This window comes from Halomarina halobia (genome assembly GCF_029338575.1).
GTDB classification, from domain to species: domain Archaea; phylum Halobacteriota; class Halobacteria; order Halobacteriales; family Haloarculaceae; genus Halomarina; species Halomarina halobia.
In genome coordinates, this window is the sequence record NZ_CP119992.1 from 1,372,089 (window position 1) to 1,387,836 (window position 15,748).

The window sequence follows — 15,748 nt, forward strand, 5'->3', positions numbered from 1 at the left end:
GAGGATCTCATGAGTACGCAGGTACACGCAAACCTCACCGAGAAGCAGGTACGGGAGATAAGCGATCGGCTCGGCGAGCCCGAGTGGCTGCTCGAGACGCGCCTCGACGCCCTCGCGGCGCTCGACGACCTCCCCTTCCCGGACGTGATCCACACGCCGGGGCGCAAGTGGACGGACCTCGCGGACCTCGACTTCGCGTCGTTCGTCGATCCGCTCACCGCCGCGGAGGAGAAGGACCTCGTCGCCCCCGAGACCGAGGGCGTCGAGGTGCTGCCGTTCGCGGAGGCGGTCGACGAGCACGAGGCGCTGCTGCGCGAGCACTTCGGTTCCGTCGTCGACCCGGAGACGAACTACCTGACGGCGCTCTCGACGGCGCTGTTCAGCACGGGGACCGTCGTCTACGTCCCGAGGGGCGTCACCGCGGAGAACGTGAAGATCCGCACGACGATGAACTCCCGGTCGCTGTTCAACTACACGCTGATCGTCACCGAGGAGTCCGCCTCGGTGACGATCCTCGAGCGGCAGGATAGCGGCGAGGAGGCCGTCGAGGGCGACCGCTACTACAGCGGCCTCGTCGAGGTCGTCGCGGGCGAGAACGCCTACGTCCAGTACGGGAGCCTCCAGGACCTCTCGGAGGAGACGTACAACTACCAGCTCAAGCGCGGGACGACCGACACCTACGGGACGGTCAACTTCATCGACTGCAACATCGGCTCGCGCCTGACGAAGACCTCCGTTGAGGTGGCGCTCGACGGCGACGCTTCCGAGACGAAGATCGTCGGGGCGTTCTTCGGCCACGAGGACCAGCACTTCGACGTGGACGCGCGCGTCTGGCACAACGCCGAGCACACGACCGCCGACCTCGTCACCCGCGGCGTCGTCGACGACCACGCGCGGTCGGTCTACGAGGGCGTCCAGCACGTCGGCCGCGAGGCGTGGGACACAAACTCCTACCAGCGGGAGAACACCCTCATGCTCTCCGACGAGAGCGAGGCCGACGCCTCCCCGAAGCTCATCATCAACAACCACGACACCGAGGCCAGCCACGCGGCGACGGTCGGCCAGGTCGACGCGGAGGACCTCTTCTACATGACCTCCCGCGGCGTCCACGAGCGCCTCGCGAAGAACATGCTCGTCGAGGGCTTCTTCGTGCCCGTCCTGGAGGAGATCGCGGTCGACGAACTCCGCGAGGATATGCAGTCGCGTATCCGCGATCGGTTGCGAGCGCGCACGAAGTGAGCGAAACAGGGACACGGGGACCTTCCTCCTCGTAACTCGTACGCTGTTCTTCTCGCCTTTCGAGCGCCGATCTCTCCCTCAGCGGTCGTCTAACAGATCGATTCCCCGTTCGACGACAGCGTCGGTCACGAACAGGCTAGTCTCGCGTTGAAGCGCCCGCATGAGCGAGGCGGCCTCCTCTCTCGCGAGCGTCCCGCGTGCGTATCCCAGTGCGATGATGCCGAGCGATCCGTGCACCTCGACGTCGGCCGCCGTCGCCGCCTCTCGGGCGGCGAAGTCGTCGGTCAGGAGGATCGCGTCGCGTTCGTTCGCCACCGCCAGGGCCGCCGTCTCCCCCGGATCCAGCTCCGCGGTTACGCTCGGATCCCCCTCTGCGGTTACGAGATCGTGATCGACCTCGGACAGCCCCTCTGGAACGCCGCCCTCCTCCAGTTCCCGGTAGACCGTTCTGGGGATAACGAGGGCGTCGAAGGCGGACGGGAAGTCAAGCGAATCGATCTCCGCGAGATGGATGAGCGGCCCCGCGTCAGAGACTGCGACGAGCGTCACGCATTGAGACCCCACTTCACGTCGTCCTCGACGATCGCGCGCTCGCGCTCCGCCCGCTCGACCTTCGTTCGTCCGACGCGCTCGATAGCCTCCTCGCGACCGAGATCGCCGTCGAAGTACGCAGAGAGGACGACATCCACCCACAGGTCCTCGAGACCCCGTTCGAGCGCGCGCTCGAAGACCTCCGACTCCGGAACGCCGCGGGCCGACGCGATCTCGCGCACTCGATCCGAGAGTTCCGCGCCCATACCGGTTTATCGTTCGGCACGCTACTTAAACTCACGTTCGGGCGGAGTGTCGCGGCTCCTCCGACGAACGACCGCGAACGACGGAACGACGTCGTCGGTACGCCACTGTGATCGTTCCGCCCGCGTGAAAGCGGTAACCGACGCGGCGTTGCCCAACGGTCAAGCGCGTGACGGCCGAATCGGGGCAGTTGCTACCATGGGAGACATAGACGTCGCCATCGGCATCGACGCGGACTGCGTCGCGGGCTGGCTGGGCTCCTACGGCGGGGCGGACTCGCCCGCGGACCTCTCGCGGGGCCTCCTCGCCGGCACGGAGGGCATTCCGCGGCTGCTACAGGTGTTCGAGGACGCGGACGTGGACACGTCGTGGTTCATCCCGGGCCACACCATCGAGACGTTCCCCGAGGAGTGCGCAGCGGTCGCCGAGGCGGGCCACGAGATCGGCACCCACGGCTACACCCACGAGAACCCCACGGACCTCGAGCGCGAGCAGGAGGAGGCGATCCTCACGCGCTCGATGGACCTCATCGAGGACCTCACCGGGTCCGAGCCGGTCGGCCACCGCGCCAGCTGGTGGGAGTTCAGCGAGAACACGCCCGAACTGGTCGAGGAGCACGGCTTCCTGTACGACAGCAGCCTCATGCTGCGGGACTTCGAGCCGGTCCGGATGCGCAAGGGCGACACCTGGCACCGCATCCGGTACGACCAGGACCCCGAGACGTGGATGAAGCCGTACGAGCGCGGCGAGGAGACGGACGTCGTGGAGATCCCCATCAGCTGGTACCGCGACGACATCCCGCCGATGATGTTCATCAAACAGCCGAACTACAACTACGGCTACACCAGCCCGCGGATGGTGTACGAGGAGCTGTATAAGCCGCACTTCGACTACCTCTACCAGCGCCGCGGCGCGGGCGTCTACACCCTCACCATCCACCCGGACGTGCACGGTCGTCCGCAGCTGATCCCGCTGCTGGAGGAGTTCATCACGTACGTGAAGGGCCACGACGGCGTCGAGTTCAGCACGCTCGCGGACGTCGCCGAGAAGTACGACGAGGACGAGAGCGTCTACGAGAGCGAGGGGCGGTTCGTCTGAGCGGATGGCGATGTCGGAGATACCGACGGTGGCCGTCCTCGGGACGGGCGGGACGATCGCCAGCACGGACACGGACGAGGGTGCCGAACCGACCCGGGGCGCGGCGGACCTGCTCGACGCGGTCCCGGAACTCGCGGCGCACGCCGACCTCGTCGTCGAGGAGGTCGCGCAACGACCGAGCTTCGACATGGACTTCGAGACGGTCCTCGCGCTCGCGGACGCGGCGCGCGACGCCGGGGCGGACGGGATCGTCGTCACCCACGGGACGGACACGATGGCCGAGTCCGCCTACGCGCTCGATCACCTGCTCGACGGGACCGTCCCGGTCGTGTTCACCGGAGCCCAGCGGCACGCGGACCTGCCGGGAGCCGACGGCCCGGCCAACCTCCTCGCGGCGGTCCGCGCGGCGGGGGACGACCGCCTGCGAGCGGCGGGGGGGACGTACGTGGCCTTCGACGACGAACTCCACGCCGCCGGTGCCGTCCGGAAGCTCCACACCAGCCGTCTGGGCGCGTTCGGCTCCCCGGCGGTCGGCCCGGTCGCGTCGGTGCTGCGGGACGGGATCGAGTTCCACCGCCCGCCGGGGAGCGACGCGCCCCGCTTCGACGTGGAGCGGGTGACGGCCACCGTCCCCGTCCTGTTCTCGGGGATCGGCGTCGGCGACGCGGGGTTGCGGCGGGCGCTCGACGCCGGGGCGGACGGCGCGGTCGTCGAGGCGACGGGTGCCGGCAACGCGACCGCCGCGCTGGGGGAGGCGATCGCCGCGGCCGCGGCGGACGGCGTTCCGGTCGTCGTGACCTCCCGGTGTCCCGCGGGTCGGGTCCAGCCCGTCTACGGCACGCCCGGCGGGGGTCGGACGCTGGCGGAGTCAGGGGCGCTCTCCGGCGGCCGCCTGTCGGCGGCGAAGGCGCGCGTCAAGCTGGTGCTCGCGCTGAGTCGGCGCGCGCCCGACCCGCCGGTCGAGGCGCTCTTTCCGCCGTGGACGGGGGCGGCGCACGAGGAAACGACTTAACTGTCCACGCGCGACAGTTCCCGTATGAGTGGATCGAATCGCGACCGTCCCGCGGATGGTCGGCCATGAGCGTCACGCGACAGGTGACGTCCGATCACCAGCTCGCCCGGCTCATCCAGATCGGGATGGTGCTGGAGGAGGTCGTCGAGGCCCGGTCGGCGAAGCACGCCCAGACGATGGACGACGACGAACTCGACCCCGAGGTGCACGCGCTCCTCGAACACGCCGCCGAGGAGTCGGCCGAGCACCGCGAGCGCCTCGAGGCGCTCGTCGACGAACTGGACGCCGAGCCGGTGCCGTTCGACCAGATCGAGGCGCTCGTGGAGGCGCAGTACGGGCAGACGAAGCCCGAGGACTTCGACGGCGTCCTCTACGACCAGCTCTGTAACGAGGAGACGGCGTACAAGTTCTACGACGACGTCATCGCCGCCGTGGAGGCCTCGGAGACGACGTTCAGCATCGACACGGAACGGCTCGTCGCGGTCCTCGCGGAGATCCGCGAGGAGGAGGCCGAGGGCGTCGAGGCGGTGACCAGGCTCATGGAGACCCGAGCATGAACACGGCCGATCAGTACCTCAAGGCGATCTACCTCGTCCAGAAGGCGGAGGACGGACCCGCCGCGACCGGTCGCGTCGCGGACCTGCTCGACGTCAGCCCCGCCAGCGCCAACGAGATGATCGGGAAACTCGAAGCGCGCGGTCTGGCCGATCACGAGAAGTACAAGGGCGTCTCGCTGACCGACGACGGCATCGTCCGCGCCCGCGACGTCCTCCAGAACTACTGCATCATCGAGCGGTTCCTCGTCGAGGTGCTCGACGTCGAGGAGTTCCGCGTCGAGGCGAAGGCCCTGGAGAGCGTCATCGACGAGACGGTCGCGGAACGCCTCGACACCATCATCGACCGCGAACCGCAGTGCCCCGACTGTTTCGCCCCGGAACGCGACGTCTGCGCGCTGCTCGAAGCCGAGTACCCCGAGATCGCGGACTGACGGCTCGAAGGCTTGAAGTACGGCGGCGCGGAACCTCCGACCGTCGTCCCGCGGTGGTGAGCGAATCGTTAGATTCGCGAGGTACACGGGACGAACGAGGTGAAGTCCCGTGGTGGTGAGCGAATCCAGCGGGTTCGCGAACGACACGGGGCTGAGAGGGCGAAACGAACGAAGTCCCGTGGTGGTGAGCAAACCCATCGGGTTTGCGAGGTACACGGGACGAGCGAACGAAGTGAGCGAAGTCCCGTGGTGTAGCGGCCAATCATAACGGCCTTTGGACGCGTTCGGCGCTTCCGGCGCGGAGGTCAGCCGTTGACCCCGGTTCGAATCCGGGCGGGACTATCCACAGCGACCGAGCACTCGTGTCTGCGGCCCGTTCGGCGAGCGAACGGCGGTCGATCCGTGAAACTACGAGGGCCGGCACAACAGGCTTCCCCCTCGCCCCCGAACGGAACGTATGGTTACTACTACCGTAGACGCCGGGTGCGAGGCGCTCGCCGAAACCGTAGCGCGGATCGTCGCCGCCAACACCGACATCCCGGATCCGCCGAGCGTGCCGGCGTTCCGCGTCCGGACGATACTGTATAGCAGGGGGAGCCACAGCCCGAGCGCGGTGAACGCGGCGATAGAGCGGGCGATCGGGCGCGATCTCGTGAACATGGACGACAGCGGCAAGCTCGTCGCTCGGGAGTAGTCCGGCCACTCGCTGGGGCGGTAATGGTTCGTCCGGACATCGCGCCTCCCCGTTGTACGACAACGCTACGGTAGAGCGTCGCTCGAGCCGCCGAGTTGGTCGAGCGGAGCGTCCCGCACTCCTCGCTTGAGACCCCGGCGAGTCACTCCGTCCGTCCGGGATCCGCTCTTCGCGCGGTGACGTCGCCGGTGTATCGGACGGTCACCGCGTAGCCGGCGTACGTCATCAATATCGAGACGTCGGTCGGGGATCGGTCTTCCGGGAGCGGTTGGAACAGCGCGTCCAACGCGTCCGGATCGACGCTCTCGTGCAGCGGGATCATGGCCATCGGTTCTCGATCCATCGCTCGGGCGACGGTTTCGACGACCGCGACGGACGGCGAGGTGACCGACCAGTCGTACGTGACGTGAATCGTCTCCGGAGCCTCGGCGGGGATCCGTCTGTCGGCGGGGCGCTCATCGTCGCTCATCGTTAGTCCGTAGGAGACACGGGGAGAACCCGAATAACTATTCCGTGAGTATCCGAGTAACAGAGCGTGGCATCGCTGGTTCCCGGGATCGATCGAGCCACCCCTCCGATTTCCCTCCGAGACAGTGTACGTGCGCACCGACACCTCGTTCGTGGTGGAGTGTCACTCACTTCCTCAAACGTTTGGTGTTCTCGAAAACGATCGGGGTATTTGACGCTTGAACGCGTAAGCGGAGTGAAATGACTCGGACGTTCGGCACACAGTTACGTGTATTGGCGAATGCCCATAGACGACGGGTATTGGTCACCTTAGTCGAACAGAACTCCGAATCCGAGAATCGGATTCCGGTGGGGGGACAGAGATCGATCCCCGAGGACCGCGAGACGATGATCCAGATGCACCACGTGCACCTCCCGAAATTAGCGGACCACGGGTTCGTCCGCTGGGATCGAGAGGCGGGGACGGTGACGAGGGGGCCGCAGTTCGACGACATCAGGCCGCTTCTGACGGTACTGATCGAGAATCGGGACGACCTCCCCGGCGGGACGGTAGTCGATAGCCCACCGTCGTAGAAGCTGCCACGGGTGTGGCAGCGGTGGCACGGAAGGTCAGTGGTTGGGACCCTACCGAACTCCGTGCCATGTGACGGTTCGAACCGACTTCGTATAACCTTGCTGTGATTATCTGGGTAAACGTACCAGTAGCGCGGTTACTCGCCGATTCCGCATCGAACCGGCCGGCAGAGAGTACATACGCCTCGTCGACCTAGCCGAACCATGTCGAGGGAGCTAGACCAGATCGACAAGGGGATCCTGTATATGCTCCAGCGGGAGGCACGGGAGACGACGGCACAGGAGATCGCCGATACGGTCGGCGTCTCGCCGAGCACGGTCCGAAACCGGATCGATCAACTCGAAACGGACGGGGTCATTCGGGGGTACCATCCGGAGATCGACTACGAGATGGCGAATCTCCCCCTGCGAGTGCTCTTCATCTGTACCGCGCCGGCGACCAGGCGGGCGGAGCTAGCGGACGAGATCATGAACGTACAGGGGGTGATCGACGTTCGGGAGATGATGACCGGGCGGCGAAATCTCCACGTCGAGATCGTCGCGACGAGTACGACAGACATCTCCCGCATCGCGGACGCCGTCCACGAACTGGGACTCGAAATCGAGAGTTCTGAACTCGTGAAGCGACGACAGATACAACCGTTCGATCACTTCCAGTTCAGGGGGTAGACGGGCGGGGCGCGGACGCCGCCGGCGAGTAGAGGGTTGTTAAATCCGCACTTACAGCGCAATATTCTGCGATACACACATTTCACAATCCGATTTCCCGAGCTCTTCCCCGTCATATCTGCGGTATCAGCAATATAATAGAATTCCGATGCGTAGATTCATGGTCGCTGAGCTACTTCACCCCGCTAGGCGAGCCGATTCCGGCGCGCGAGACCAGTCGACTGAACAGGAACTGTCTTGTGACCGCCGAGTCAACAGCGAAGACGGCACCGGACGATCCGGTAGCATGGTTGGGACCCATGAGCGAGTTATCTAATCACCGACAAGCGGTCGAACTGCTACAGCAACTCGGCTTGAAGGAGTACGAGGCGAAGTGCTTCGTCGCCCTCTCGCGGATGCCGAAGGGGACGGCCAAGGAGATCAGCGAGACGTCCGACGTTCCCCGCACGCGCGTCTACGACGCGATCAGGGTGCTGGAGACGAAGGGGCTCGCGGAGGTCCAGCACTCGAACCCCCAGCAGTTTCGGGCCGTTCCGATCGACGAGGCGGCCGAGACGCTCCGACACGAGTACGAATCGCGGACGGAGACGCTCGTTCGGACGCTGGAGGACATCGACCCCGCACCGTCCGACGAGGGGCAGGAGACGGCGCACGAGGTCTGGGCGCTCTCGGGCGTTTCGGCGATAACGAACCGGACCCGGCAACTCATCGACGGCGCCGGGCGAGAGATCGTCTTCGTCGTCGGTCACGAAGCCGTCATCACGGAGGAGTTGATCCAACAACTGAGGGAGGCCCAGGAGACGGGACTCACGGTCGTCGTCGGGGCCGCCTCCGAGCGACTTCGCGAGACCATCCAGACGTCGCTCCCCGACGTCGAGGTGTTCGTCTCGGGGTTGGAGTGGCTGAACAGCGATCCGACCGACCCCGCTGACGCGACGACGATCAGCCGACTCCTGCTGATCGACCGAAACACGATCCTAGTCAGTTCGGTCTCGACCCACGAGACGGACGGGGGCTCCACCGAGACGGAACGGGCGGTGTTCGGCAGAGGGTTCGACAACGGGATCGTCGTGATCGCGCGGCGACTCATGGCGACGGGGTTGAATCCGAACGCCGATCCGAAGTGACCGAGAACGACGACGGTTCTGATCCGGATAGCCTTCGAAACTGTGGAGATTCACGCTCGTTCGTCTATGTACCGTCGAGTTCGTCGGTCGGGGCGGTCGGCTGGCCGTAATTCTTTTACGAGCCGGTGATATGGTGTGAGGATGAGGGTGAATCGCCCGCACGCTCGGAAGCCGTCACGACTCCGGCAGGTCCGAAATCATCGCATCATCGCTCCTGCTTCGCCCGGGGCGTGGCAAACACAGGTGGGGAGTGACGTGGGCGAACGCACCCTCGTGTGCCATCCGTCCATGCGTGGTTCGGTGTCGAGGCGTGCACCTCACACCGGACCGTGCGGCCTTTATCCGACTCCACATTCCCGTACTGGGACCCTCCGCACCGTCGGTACACCTCGCGGCCGCAGGTCCGGCACGTCTATCCTAGACGTGCGAACCACCGTGAACTACCCACCCTACCGCTCGCCTGACGGCTCGCGCTTGAGGGTGGGGCTTCCTGCTTTCACGACGCGTTTTGCAGATACGGACGTATCAACAGGGATCGCAGTCTCCACAGGTCGTACGGAAGACACGAAGCGTCTTCCGTGATGCCAAAAATCGACGGTTTTTGCGCACGTTGATTCGGAGCGTCCCGCTCCTATCGTCTTGGGACCGCGAGAAAGAATGTTCCACGCCGCGTTCGCATCTCTATCCGCCTCGGAGTCACAGGTACGCCGCGTCCCAGCGGGAGGCCTTGCTCACGTTGCCACACTCGTTGCAGTGGATGCGGTCCATCGTGTCGACCGCGATGTCGAGGCTGCCGCAGTTCGCGCAGTAGTAGCCCCAGCGCGTCTCCCGGTCGGTGTCGGAGAACACCGCGAAGAAGGGACCGAGGCTGGCGCGGAGGGCGTCGTCGTGGTCGACGTAGACCCGCTTGCCGTCGCCGGTCGTCACCGCCTCCATCTCGCTCGGCTCGTCCTCGACGTAGATGTTCTCGACGTAGTCCGTCCCGTCGATGTCGACGCGGCCCTCGCTTACCTTCTGGAAGCCGAGGTGCCGGTAGAACTGGTTTCCGTCCGTGTTGTCCCGGAGGACGCGCCCGTGCAGGCGCGTCCCGCCCATCTCCGCCAGGCGGTCGCGCGTCTCGGCGAAGAGCGCGCGGGCGATCCCCTCCCCCCGGTAGTCGGGGTCCACGTGCAGCCAGTTGAGGTCGGCGTCGCCCTCCTCGTCGAGGAGGACACTCTCGCTGAAGGCCCGGGGCTCTCCCTCCTCCTCGGCGACGAGGACGAGTTGATCGTCGTCCTCGACCCGCTCCGCGAACGCCTCGTCCCCGTACCACTGCTTGACCGCCCCCTCGATCGTCTGCGGACTCAGCGTGTAGGATGCCTCCATGGACCGTCGAGCGATCTCCCGAACCGTCGCCGCGTCGTCGACATCGGCGGTGCGTACCTCCATGCCCCACCGCACACGGCGGGGAAAAATAAAGCTACCCCGAGGGTCGCGTGAAGCTCCCGATTTCGTTCGTCTCGAGGCCGAGCGCGCTAGTCGAGGACGAACGAGAGTCGCTCCGCGCCGCTCCCCCGCGTCATCCGCCCGGTGACGCGGACGCGACCGATCGCGCCGGTGTGCTCGACGTGCGTCCCCGCGCAGGCCGTGCGATCGTACCCCTCGATCTCGACGATGCGCAGTTCGTCTACGCTCTCGGGCAGGAGATCGAGGCGCGTCCGCTCGGGATCGAGCGTCCGCTCGGCCGCCGCGCGGTCCATCGTGTACCACGCGACCGGCCTGGCGTCGTCCACGAGGTCGTTCGCTCGCGACTCGATCCGCGCGAGGTCGTCGTCGGTGAACTGGTCGCAGGCGACGTCGATCCGGGCGCGGTCGGCGTACAGCTGGTTACCGATCGTCGGCGCGTCGAAGTCGGAGAGCAGGAGCGCGGAGAGCAGGTGCTGGGCCGTGTGATAACGCATGTGCGCCTCGCGGCGGTCCCGATCGAGGCGGCCCGTGACGGTCGTGCCGGCGGCGGGAGGCGTCCGGTCGAGTTCGTGATAGACCGCGTCGGCCTTCCGCACGTCCGTCACCGTCCACGTCTCGTCGCCGACCTCGATGATCCCCCGGTCCGCGGGCTGGCCCCCGCCCTCGGGGTAGAAGTGCGTCCGGTCGAGGACGATCCGGTCGTCGAGCGCGCGCTCTACGGTCGCCTCGAACGCGACGACCGAGGAGTCGACGAGGTAGCGTAGTTCGGTCACGGATGACCGTCCGTCCGCCGCGCACTTGACTTGTCGTAAACCTCAAGAGTAGAACCGGAGTAATTACGGCTAATATGAACAACGGGATTCATCGGAGGTGGTCGTATGGGGGTCGAGATTAGGGAGTCACCCGTCTCGGAGGACGCGTTCGACGAGATGAAGCAGTTCGTGAACGACTACCTCACCGCCAGCGTCGAGAGCGAGGAGACCGGCGGGCGGATGCGCTGGTACCCGTGGCACTCCGCGGAGTACCGGTTCAACCACATCCTGAACGTCGTCGGCCTCGCGACGAAGATCGCGGAGCGGGAGGGCGCGAACGTCGACGTGGTCCGGGTCGCCGCGCTGTTCCACGACATCTCGAAACTGGAGGCCGACCAGGACGCCCACGCGGAGGAGGGTGCCCGCGTCGCCCGCGAGTACCTGACCTCCCACGGCGACTACCCGCAGTCGTTCGTCGAGGAGGTCTGCGCCGCGATCCGCGATCACTCCTACCAGGGACCGCTCACGGATCTCCCGCTCGAGACGCGATGTCTCATCGAGGCGGACCTGCTCGACAAGGTGGGCGCGAACGGGACGACGCTGATGCTCCTGCGGATGGGGTACGAGGCGCGCACGCACGTGGACGCCTCGGAGATGGTCGCCCGCGTGCTGGAACGCGGCGAGGACGCCGTTCGCCGCATCGAGAGCGACACCGCCGAGAGCATCGCCCACCAGCGGCTCAAGCGCGTCCGCTGGTTCCGCGAGTGGCTGGACGGCGAGGTCGCCGAGATGGACGTCGACGGCGACCGGGCCTGATCAGATCGCTCCGGCCACGGCCCGCGCCGCGTCGACGAGGAAGTAGCAACCGAACCCGGCGAGCACGAGCGCGCTGAGCCCCGCGACCGCCGGCGCGAGCGCCTCGATGCGGCGCTCGGCCGCCACGAGCGCCGCCGGAAACGCCGTGATCCAGACGACGATCCCGCCGAACAGCCCCGCGAGCAGCGCCGGACTCCCCGTCCGCACGACGAGCGCCCCGGCGAGCGCCGCCGAGAGCGGTTCGAGCACGTCGACCGTCCCGGGGTTCAACAGCGCCACGCCGACGGTGAGCCAGAAGAGGACCTGGTACGGGTTCGTCAGCGCGAGCGCGAACGCCTTCCTGAAACCCTTGCCGTCGGCCCCCTCGGCGCGGAAGCCCCCGCGCACCTCGCGGGCCGCCCCGTACGCGAAGTAGAGCATAAGCACTCCGCCCGCGCCGACCATGATCGCCCGCACGGCCGGGAAGCGCCGAACGAACGTCACCGCGCCGAGCAGCGACCCGACCAGGAAGCAGAGGTCCGCCGTCATCGCTCCCAGCCCCGCGCGAAAGCCCGACGACCAGCCCCGAACGACGCTCTCCTCGGCGATGATCGCGTTCATCGGTCCGGGCGGCGCGGCGAGCGCGAGGCCGAAGATCACCCCCGCGAGGAACGTGACGACGGCGCCCATCTCCGTCTACGGGTTCGCGGACGGAGGGAAAAGCCTGTGGAAGCCGTGCGAGGGTTTATCACCGATGCCGGGACCAGGGTCCCCGTGATCTGACGATCGCCGCGGGCCGCTCTGCGATTGCGCGGCACACGGCCCGCGGACGCGACGTGCCGCCTGTTCGCCCTCTCGGCTCAGAACCCCTGACCCATCAGGTGACTCCGGAGGAGGTCCGCGTCCTTCGCCCCGGCCGCCGTGTTGACGAGGACGACGGTGGCGTCCTCGTCGAGTTCGTCCGCCATCGCCCACGCCGCGCTCGCCGCGCTCGCCGCGGAGACGCCCATCCCGACGCCCTCGCGGCTGGCGACCGCCGCGGCGCTCTCCAGGATGTCGCCGTCGTCGGTAGCGACGGCACCGCCGTCGCTCTCGCGCAGCGCCGTCTGGACGAGGTCGCCGCCCGGCGGGTCGGGCCGCTCCAGTCCGCCGCAGACCGTGTCCGGCACCTCCCACGGCCGGTGGGCGCTCTCGCCCGACTCGAACGCCTCGACGATCGGCGCACAGCCCGTCGACTGGGCGGCGTACAGCGGCGGCACGTCGTCGACCAGCCCCAGGTCGCGGAACTCGCGGCCGCCCTTGTGGAGCCCGAGGAGCCCGTCGCTCCCCTCGAACGGGTAGAAGACGGCGTCCGGCACCTCCCAGTCGAGCTGTTCGAGCAGCTCGTAGAGCACCGTCTTCGCCCCCTCGTGGCGGTACGGCGTCTCGAGCGCCGCGAGCGAGTACCACGATTCCTCGGCCATCGCCTCGCGGAACGCCTCCTCGGCCTGGGGCAGTCGCCCCTCGACGACGCGCATGTCGCCGCCGTGGACGTTGATCATCGCCTTGTTGAGGAACGTCGAGCGCGTCGGCACGAACGGGTGGCTCGTCACGCCCGCCCGGGCGGCGTACGCCGCCGCCGAGTACCCCGCGTCGCCCGTACTCGCGAGCGCAACGTCCTCGGCTCCGTGGCGGCGAGCGGCCGTCAGCGCGAGCGCCATCCCGCGGTCGGCGAACGTCCCCGTCGGATTCCCCCCCTCGTCCTTCACGACGACGCGCTCGACGCCGAGTTCGTCCGCGAGGGCCGGACAGTCGACCAGCGGCGTCGCTCCCTCGCCGAGCGTCGCGAGCGACGACGCGGGAAACGGGAGCAGTTCGGCGTACTTCCCGAGCCCAGGCCCGCGGGACTCGAGCGCCGCGCGGTCGAGGTCGATCGCGTCGTAGTCGTAGGCGGCGTCGAGGACGCCGCCGTCGGGATGGTGGCTCGTCTCCGCGCCGAAGCGCTCGCCCGTCTCGGTGCAGACGAAACCGTCGAACGCCGCTGTCGTGTCCATGCGGTGGCTATCGCCGGGGACGACAAATCGCTGTCCTTCGCTGCACCGGCGGAGTCGACAGCGTATTTACCGGTTCCGCGAGACGGGCCGGGTATGGCACGCGCAGCGGTCGTCGGCGCGGGACTCGCGGGGCTGGTCGCCGCCCGGCACCTCGCCGAGGCCGGTATCGATGTCGAACTGTTCGAGGAGAACCCCGAGGTCGGCGGGCGCGTCCGCAGCGTGCGCGAGGACGGGTTCACGTTCGACCGCGGCTTCCAGGTACTGTTCACGGCCTATCCGGCCGCGCGGCGGGAACTCGACTACGGCGCGCTCTCCCTCCGAAGGTTCACCCCGGGGGCGGTCGTCGCCCGCCTCGGCGAGCGCTCGGTGCTCTCGGACCCGGTCCGCGACCCCGGTGCGCTCACGGAGACGCTGTTCAACCGGGAGATCAGCCTCGCCGACAAACTTCGAACGTTCGCGCTCCAGCGCGAACTCCGGCGGAAGGACGGCGAGGCGATCCTGAACGGCGACGACGCCGACATCGAGACGTACCTCGCCGACCGCGGGTTCTCCCGGCGGTACGTCGAGAACTTCGCCGCGCCCTTCTTCGGCGGCATCACGCTCGACCGGTCGCTGTCCGCCTCGAGCGTCGTCTTCGAGTACGCGTTCAAGATGCTCGCGAGCGGCGAGATCGCCGTCCCGGCCGACGGGATGGGTGCGATCGCGGGGCAGTTGGCCGACCGCGCGCGGGACGCCGGCGCGACGATCCACACCGGGGCGCGCGTCGAGGCCGTCACCCCCGACGGCGACGGCGCGGCGCTCTCGGTCGGCGGGGAGACCGAGTCGTTCGACGCGTGCGTCGTCGCGACGGACCCGCGGACGGCGGAGGACCTGACCGGCGTCGAGACGCCCGGCGAGCCCCGCGGCTGCGTGACGCAGTACTTCTCGCTCCCGGAGCACGTCGACCTCGACGCGGGGAAGCGAATCGTCCTCAACGCCGGGGACGCCAGGCCGAACGAGGTCGTCCCGCTGTCGACCGTCGCGCCCGAGTACGCCCCCGACGGGGTGCAGCTCCTGAGCGCGACGTTCCTCGGCGACCCCGACGAACCGGAGGTGGCCCTCGCGGCGGCGGTGCGCGAGGCGCTCGAATCGTGGTATCCCGCACGCCGCTTCGACGACCTCGAACTCCTCCGGACCGAGCGCGTTCCGTTCTCGCAGTTCGCGCAACCGCCTGGCTTCCGCCGAACCCTCCCGGCCGCGGACGCGCCCGACGGGCCGGTCTACCTCGCCGGCGACTACACCCGGTGGTCGTCGATCGACGGCGCGCTGGAGAGCGGAAAGCGCGCGGCGGACGCCCTGAGCGGGGATCTAGAGTAACCGCCGGAACTCGCCGAGCCGCGGGAAGGCGTGGGTCTCGCCGGCCGTCTCGTCGCGGACGATCGGGCGGAACCGGTCGACGTCGGCGACGAGCGGCGAGCGCAGTGGCGTCCCCCGGGAGACGTTCCCGTTGATCGACACGCCGCCGGCGAGGCGGGTGAACGCGGGCAACACGAGGACGTCGCTTCCGTTCAGGACGCCCTCACCGTGGAGGAAGCACGGCCAGTCGCGCCCCTCGATGGTGATCTTCGGGTGGTCGTGGCCGACGACGTAGCGCGGGGCACCCCGGTCGTCGGGTTCGGGTGGTTCGTGGCCGTGGAGGACGACGGTGCCGTCCGCGAGTCGGTGCGCGCGGCGGGTCGGTCCCGACCACACCGCCGCGAGCATCGCGTCGTGGTTCCCCGGCGTGACGACGAGCCGAGCGCCCGACTCGTCGACCAGTCGGTCGAGCGCCGCAAGGGTCCCCGCGACCCCCGCCGGGACGCGGTCGAACGAGTGGAGCGCGTCGCCCGCGAAGACGACCTCGGCGGGGTCGAAGCGGTCGAGCAGCGCGCCGAGGCGCTCGACGAGGTCCGCGCGTTCGCCGAGCGGGAACGTCACGTCGGAGGTCGCGTCCCTGCCGACGTGGAGGTCGGCGAGGACGAGCGCGTCGGCGTCAGCGAGGTAGACCGCCCGATCGCGGAACGTGAGGTCGGCCGGCACG

Annotated in this window: 19 protein-coding genes, 1 tRNA gene and 1 pseudogene; 12 read left to right on the top strand and 9 right to left on the bottom strand. The window is 68.1% G+C overall.

Annotated elements, in window-relative coordinates; all coding sequences use genetic code 11:
* Nucleotides 1-9 precede the first annotated feature (9 nt).
* Entirely contained in the window at nucleotides 10-1,239 is a 1,230-nt protein-coding gene (gene sufD, locus P1K31_RS07185) for a Fe-S cluster assembly protein SufD (RefSeq protein WP_276305603.1), read from the top strand.
* 78 nt (nucleotides 1,240-1,317) lie between these two features.
* Here sufD and P1K31_RS07190 read toward each other — a convergent pair whose 3' ends face one another.
* Together P1K31_RS07190 and P1K31_RS07195 are read right to left on the bottom strand one after the other, a co-directional pair.
* The gene (locus tag P1K31_RS07190; protein ID WP_276305604.1) at nucleotides 1,318-1,788 is read right to left on the bottom strand and encodes a PIN domain-containing protein; all 471 of its coding nucleotides are present in this window, start codon (nucleotides 1,786-1,788) and stop codon (nucleotides 1,318-1,320) included.
* The gene (locus P1K31_RS07195) at nucleotides 1,785-2,036 is read right to left on the bottom strand and encodes a hypothetical protein (RefSeq protein WP_276305605.1); all 252 of its coding nucleotides are present in this window, start codon (nucleotides 2,034-2,036) and stop codon (nucleotides 1,785-1,787) included. The genes P1K31_RS07190 and P1K31_RS07195 overlap by 4 nt, the downstream gene beginning before the upstream one ends.
* A gap of 196 nt (nucleotides 2,037-2,232) precedes the next feature.
* Here P1K31_RS07195 and P1K31_RS07200 point away from each other — a divergent pair, with 196 nt between their 5' ends.
* From P1K31_RS07200 to P1K31_RS07225, 6 genes are all read left to right on the top strand, one after another.
* The gene (locus P1K31_RS07200; RefSeq protein WP_276305607.1) at nucleotides 2,233-3,132 is read left to right on the top strand and encodes a polysaccharide deacetylase family protein; all 900 of its coding nucleotides are present in this window, start codon (nucleotides 2,233-2,235) and stop codon (nucleotides 3,130-3,132) included.
* Nucleotides 3,133-3,136: 4 nt separating this feature from the next.
* Nucleotides 3,137-4,144: an asparaginase gene (locus P1K31_RS07205; protein ID WP_276305608.1), complete on the top strand. Its 1,008-nt coding sequence runs from the start codon at nucleotides 3,137-3,139 to the stop codon at nucleotides 4,142-4,144.
* A 65-nt stretch (nucleotides 4,145-4,209) separates the two neighbouring features.
* Entirely contained in the window at nucleotides 4,210-4,701 is a 492-nt protein-coding gene (locus tag P1K31_RS07210) for a ferritin-like domain-containing protein (RefSeq protein WP_276305609.1), read from the top strand.
* On the top strand, nucleotides 4,698-5,132 hold the full coding sequence (locus P1K31_RS07215; RefSeq protein WP_276305610.1) for a metal-dependent transcriptional regulator: 435 nt from the start codon (nucleotides 4,698-4,700) through the stop codon (nucleotides 5,130-5,132). Before P1K31_RS07210 ends, P1K31_RS07215 begins: the two co-directional genes overlap by 4 nt.
* 240 nt (nucleotides 5,133-5,372) lie before the next feature.
* Nucleotides 5,373-5,474: transfer RNA gene (locus P1K31_RS07220), tRNA-Gln, on the top strand.
* A gap of 115 nt (nucleotides 5,475-5,589) precedes the next feature.
* Nucleotides 5,590-5,826, top strand: coding sequence for a hypothetical protein (locus P1K31_RS07225; RefSeq protein WP_276305611.1), 237 nt, complete (start codon nucleotides 5,590-5,592; stop codon nucleotides 5,824-5,826).
* Nucleotides 5,827-5,968: 142 nt separating this feature from the next.
* On the opposite strand, the gene ddfA is transcribed toward P1K31_RS07225, so the two are convergent.
* On the bottom strand, nucleotides 5,969-6,295 hold the full coding sequence (gene ddfA / locus P1K31_RS07230) for a DdfA family disk-determining factor (RefSeq protein ID WP_276305612.1): 327 nt from the start codon (nucleotides 6,293-6,295) through the stop codon (nucleotides 5,969-5,971).
* 239 nt (nucleotides 6,296-6,534) lie between these two features.
* Here ddfA and P1K31_RS07235 point away from each other — a divergent pair, with 239 nt between their 5' ends.
* The 3 genes from P1K31_RS07235 (at nucleotide 6,535) to P1K31_RS07245 (ending at nucleotide 8,663) form a co-directional block, all read left to right on the top strand.
* A complete protein-coding gene (locus P1K31_RS07235) occupies nucleotides 6,535-6,867 on the top strand; it encodes a DUF7344 domain-containing protein (protein ID WP_438268319.1) in 333 nt (110 codons plus the stop codon).
* Between the two features lie 204 nt (nucleotides 6,868-7,071).
* Complete coding sequence (locus P1K31_RS07240; RefSeq protein WP_276305614.1) at nucleotides 7,072-7,536, top strand: Lrp/AsnC family transcriptional regulator; 465 nt, start codon at nucleotides 7,072-7,074, stop codon at nucleotides 7,534-7,536.
* A 299-nt stretch (nucleotides 7,537-7,835) separates the two neighbouring features.
* The gene (locus tag P1K31_RS07245; protein WP_276305615.1) at nucleotides 7,836-8,663 is read left to right on the top strand and encodes a TrmB family transcriptional regulator; all 828 of its coding nucleotides are present in this window, start codon (nucleotides 7,836-7,838) and stop codon (nucleotides 8,661-8,663) included.
* A 449-nt stretch (nucleotides 8,664-9,112) separates the two neighbouring features.
* Here the strand turns inward: P1K31_RS07245 and P1K31_RS07250 are convergent.
* From P1K31_RS07250 to P1K31_RS07260, 3 genes and pseudogenes are all read right to left on the bottom strand, one after another.
* A pseudogene (locus P1K31_RS07250) lies at nucleotides 9,113-9,364 on the bottom strand (RNA-guided endonuclease TnpB family protein); the annotation flags it as partial.
* Nucleotides 9,360-10,091 carry a GNAT family N-acetyltransferase gene (locus tag P1K31_RS07255; RefSeq protein ID WP_276305616.1) on the bottom strand — a complete coding sequence of 244 codons (732 nt, stop codon included), beginning with the start codon at nucleotides 10,089-10,091 and terminating at the stop codon, nucleotides 9,360-9,362. The pseudogene P1K31_RS07250 and the gene P1K31_RS07255, both read right to left, overlap by 5 nt.
* Before the next feature lie 86 nt (nucleotides 10,092-10,177).
* The gene (locus tag P1K31_RS07260) at nucleotides 10,178-10,882 is read right to left on the bottom strand and encodes an alanyl-tRNA editing protein (RefSeq protein ID WP_276305617.1); all 705 of its coding nucleotides are present in this window, start codon (nucleotides 10,880-10,882) and stop codon (nucleotides 10,178-10,180) included.
* A 105-nt stretch (nucleotides 10,883-10,987) separates the two neighbouring features.
* Here P1K31_RS07260 and P1K31_RS07265 point away from each other — a divergent pair, with 105 nt between their 5' ends.
* Nucleotides 10,988-11,677 (top strand): HD domain-containing protein, encoded by a 690-nt coding sequence (locus P1K31_RS07265; RefSeq protein WP_276305618.1) that lies wholly within the window; start codon nucleotides 10,988-10,990, stop codon nucleotides 11,675-11,677.
* Here P1K31_RS07265 and P1K31_RS07270 read toward each other — a convergent pair whose 3' ends face one another.
* Both P1K31_RS07270 and P1K31_RS07275 read right to left on the bottom strand, forming a co-directional pair.
* Nucleotides 11,678-12,313 carry a LysE family transporter gene (locus tag P1K31_RS07270; RefSeq protein ID WP_368410853.1) on the bottom strand — a complete coding sequence of 212 codons (636 nt, stop codon included), beginning with the start codon at nucleotides 12,311-12,313 and terminating at the stop codon, nucleotides 11,678-11,680. It abuts the gene before it with no gap.
* Nucleotides 12,314-12,516: 203 nt separating this feature from the next.
* Complete coding sequence (locus P1K31_RS07275; RefSeq protein WP_276305620.1) at nucleotides 12,517-13,689, bottom strand: threonine synthase; 1,173 nt, start codon at nucleotides 13,687-13,689, stop codon at nucleotides 12,517-12,519.
* A 93-nt stretch (nucleotides 13,690-13,782) separates the two neighbouring features.
* Between P1K31_RS07275 and P1K31_RS07280 the strand changes: the two genes are divergently transcribed.
* The gene (locus P1K31_RS07280) at nucleotides 13,783-15,045 is read left to right on the top strand and encodes an NAD(P)/FAD-dependent oxidoreductase (RefSeq protein ID WP_276305621.1); all 1,263 of its coding nucleotides are present in this window, start codon (nucleotides 13,783-13,785) and stop codon (nucleotides 15,043-15,045) included.
* Here P1K31_RS07280 and P1K31_RS07285 read toward each other — a convergent pair.
* Complete coding sequence (locus P1K31_RS07285; RefSeq protein WP_276305622.1) at nucleotides 15,037-15,747, bottom strand: metallophosphoesterase; 711 nt, start codon at nucleotides 15,745-15,747, stop codon at nucleotides 15,037-15,039. The two genes, P1K31_RS07280 and P1K31_RS07285, sit on opposite strands and share 9 nt — an antisense overlap.
* Nucleotide 15,748 lies beyond the last annotated feature (1 nt).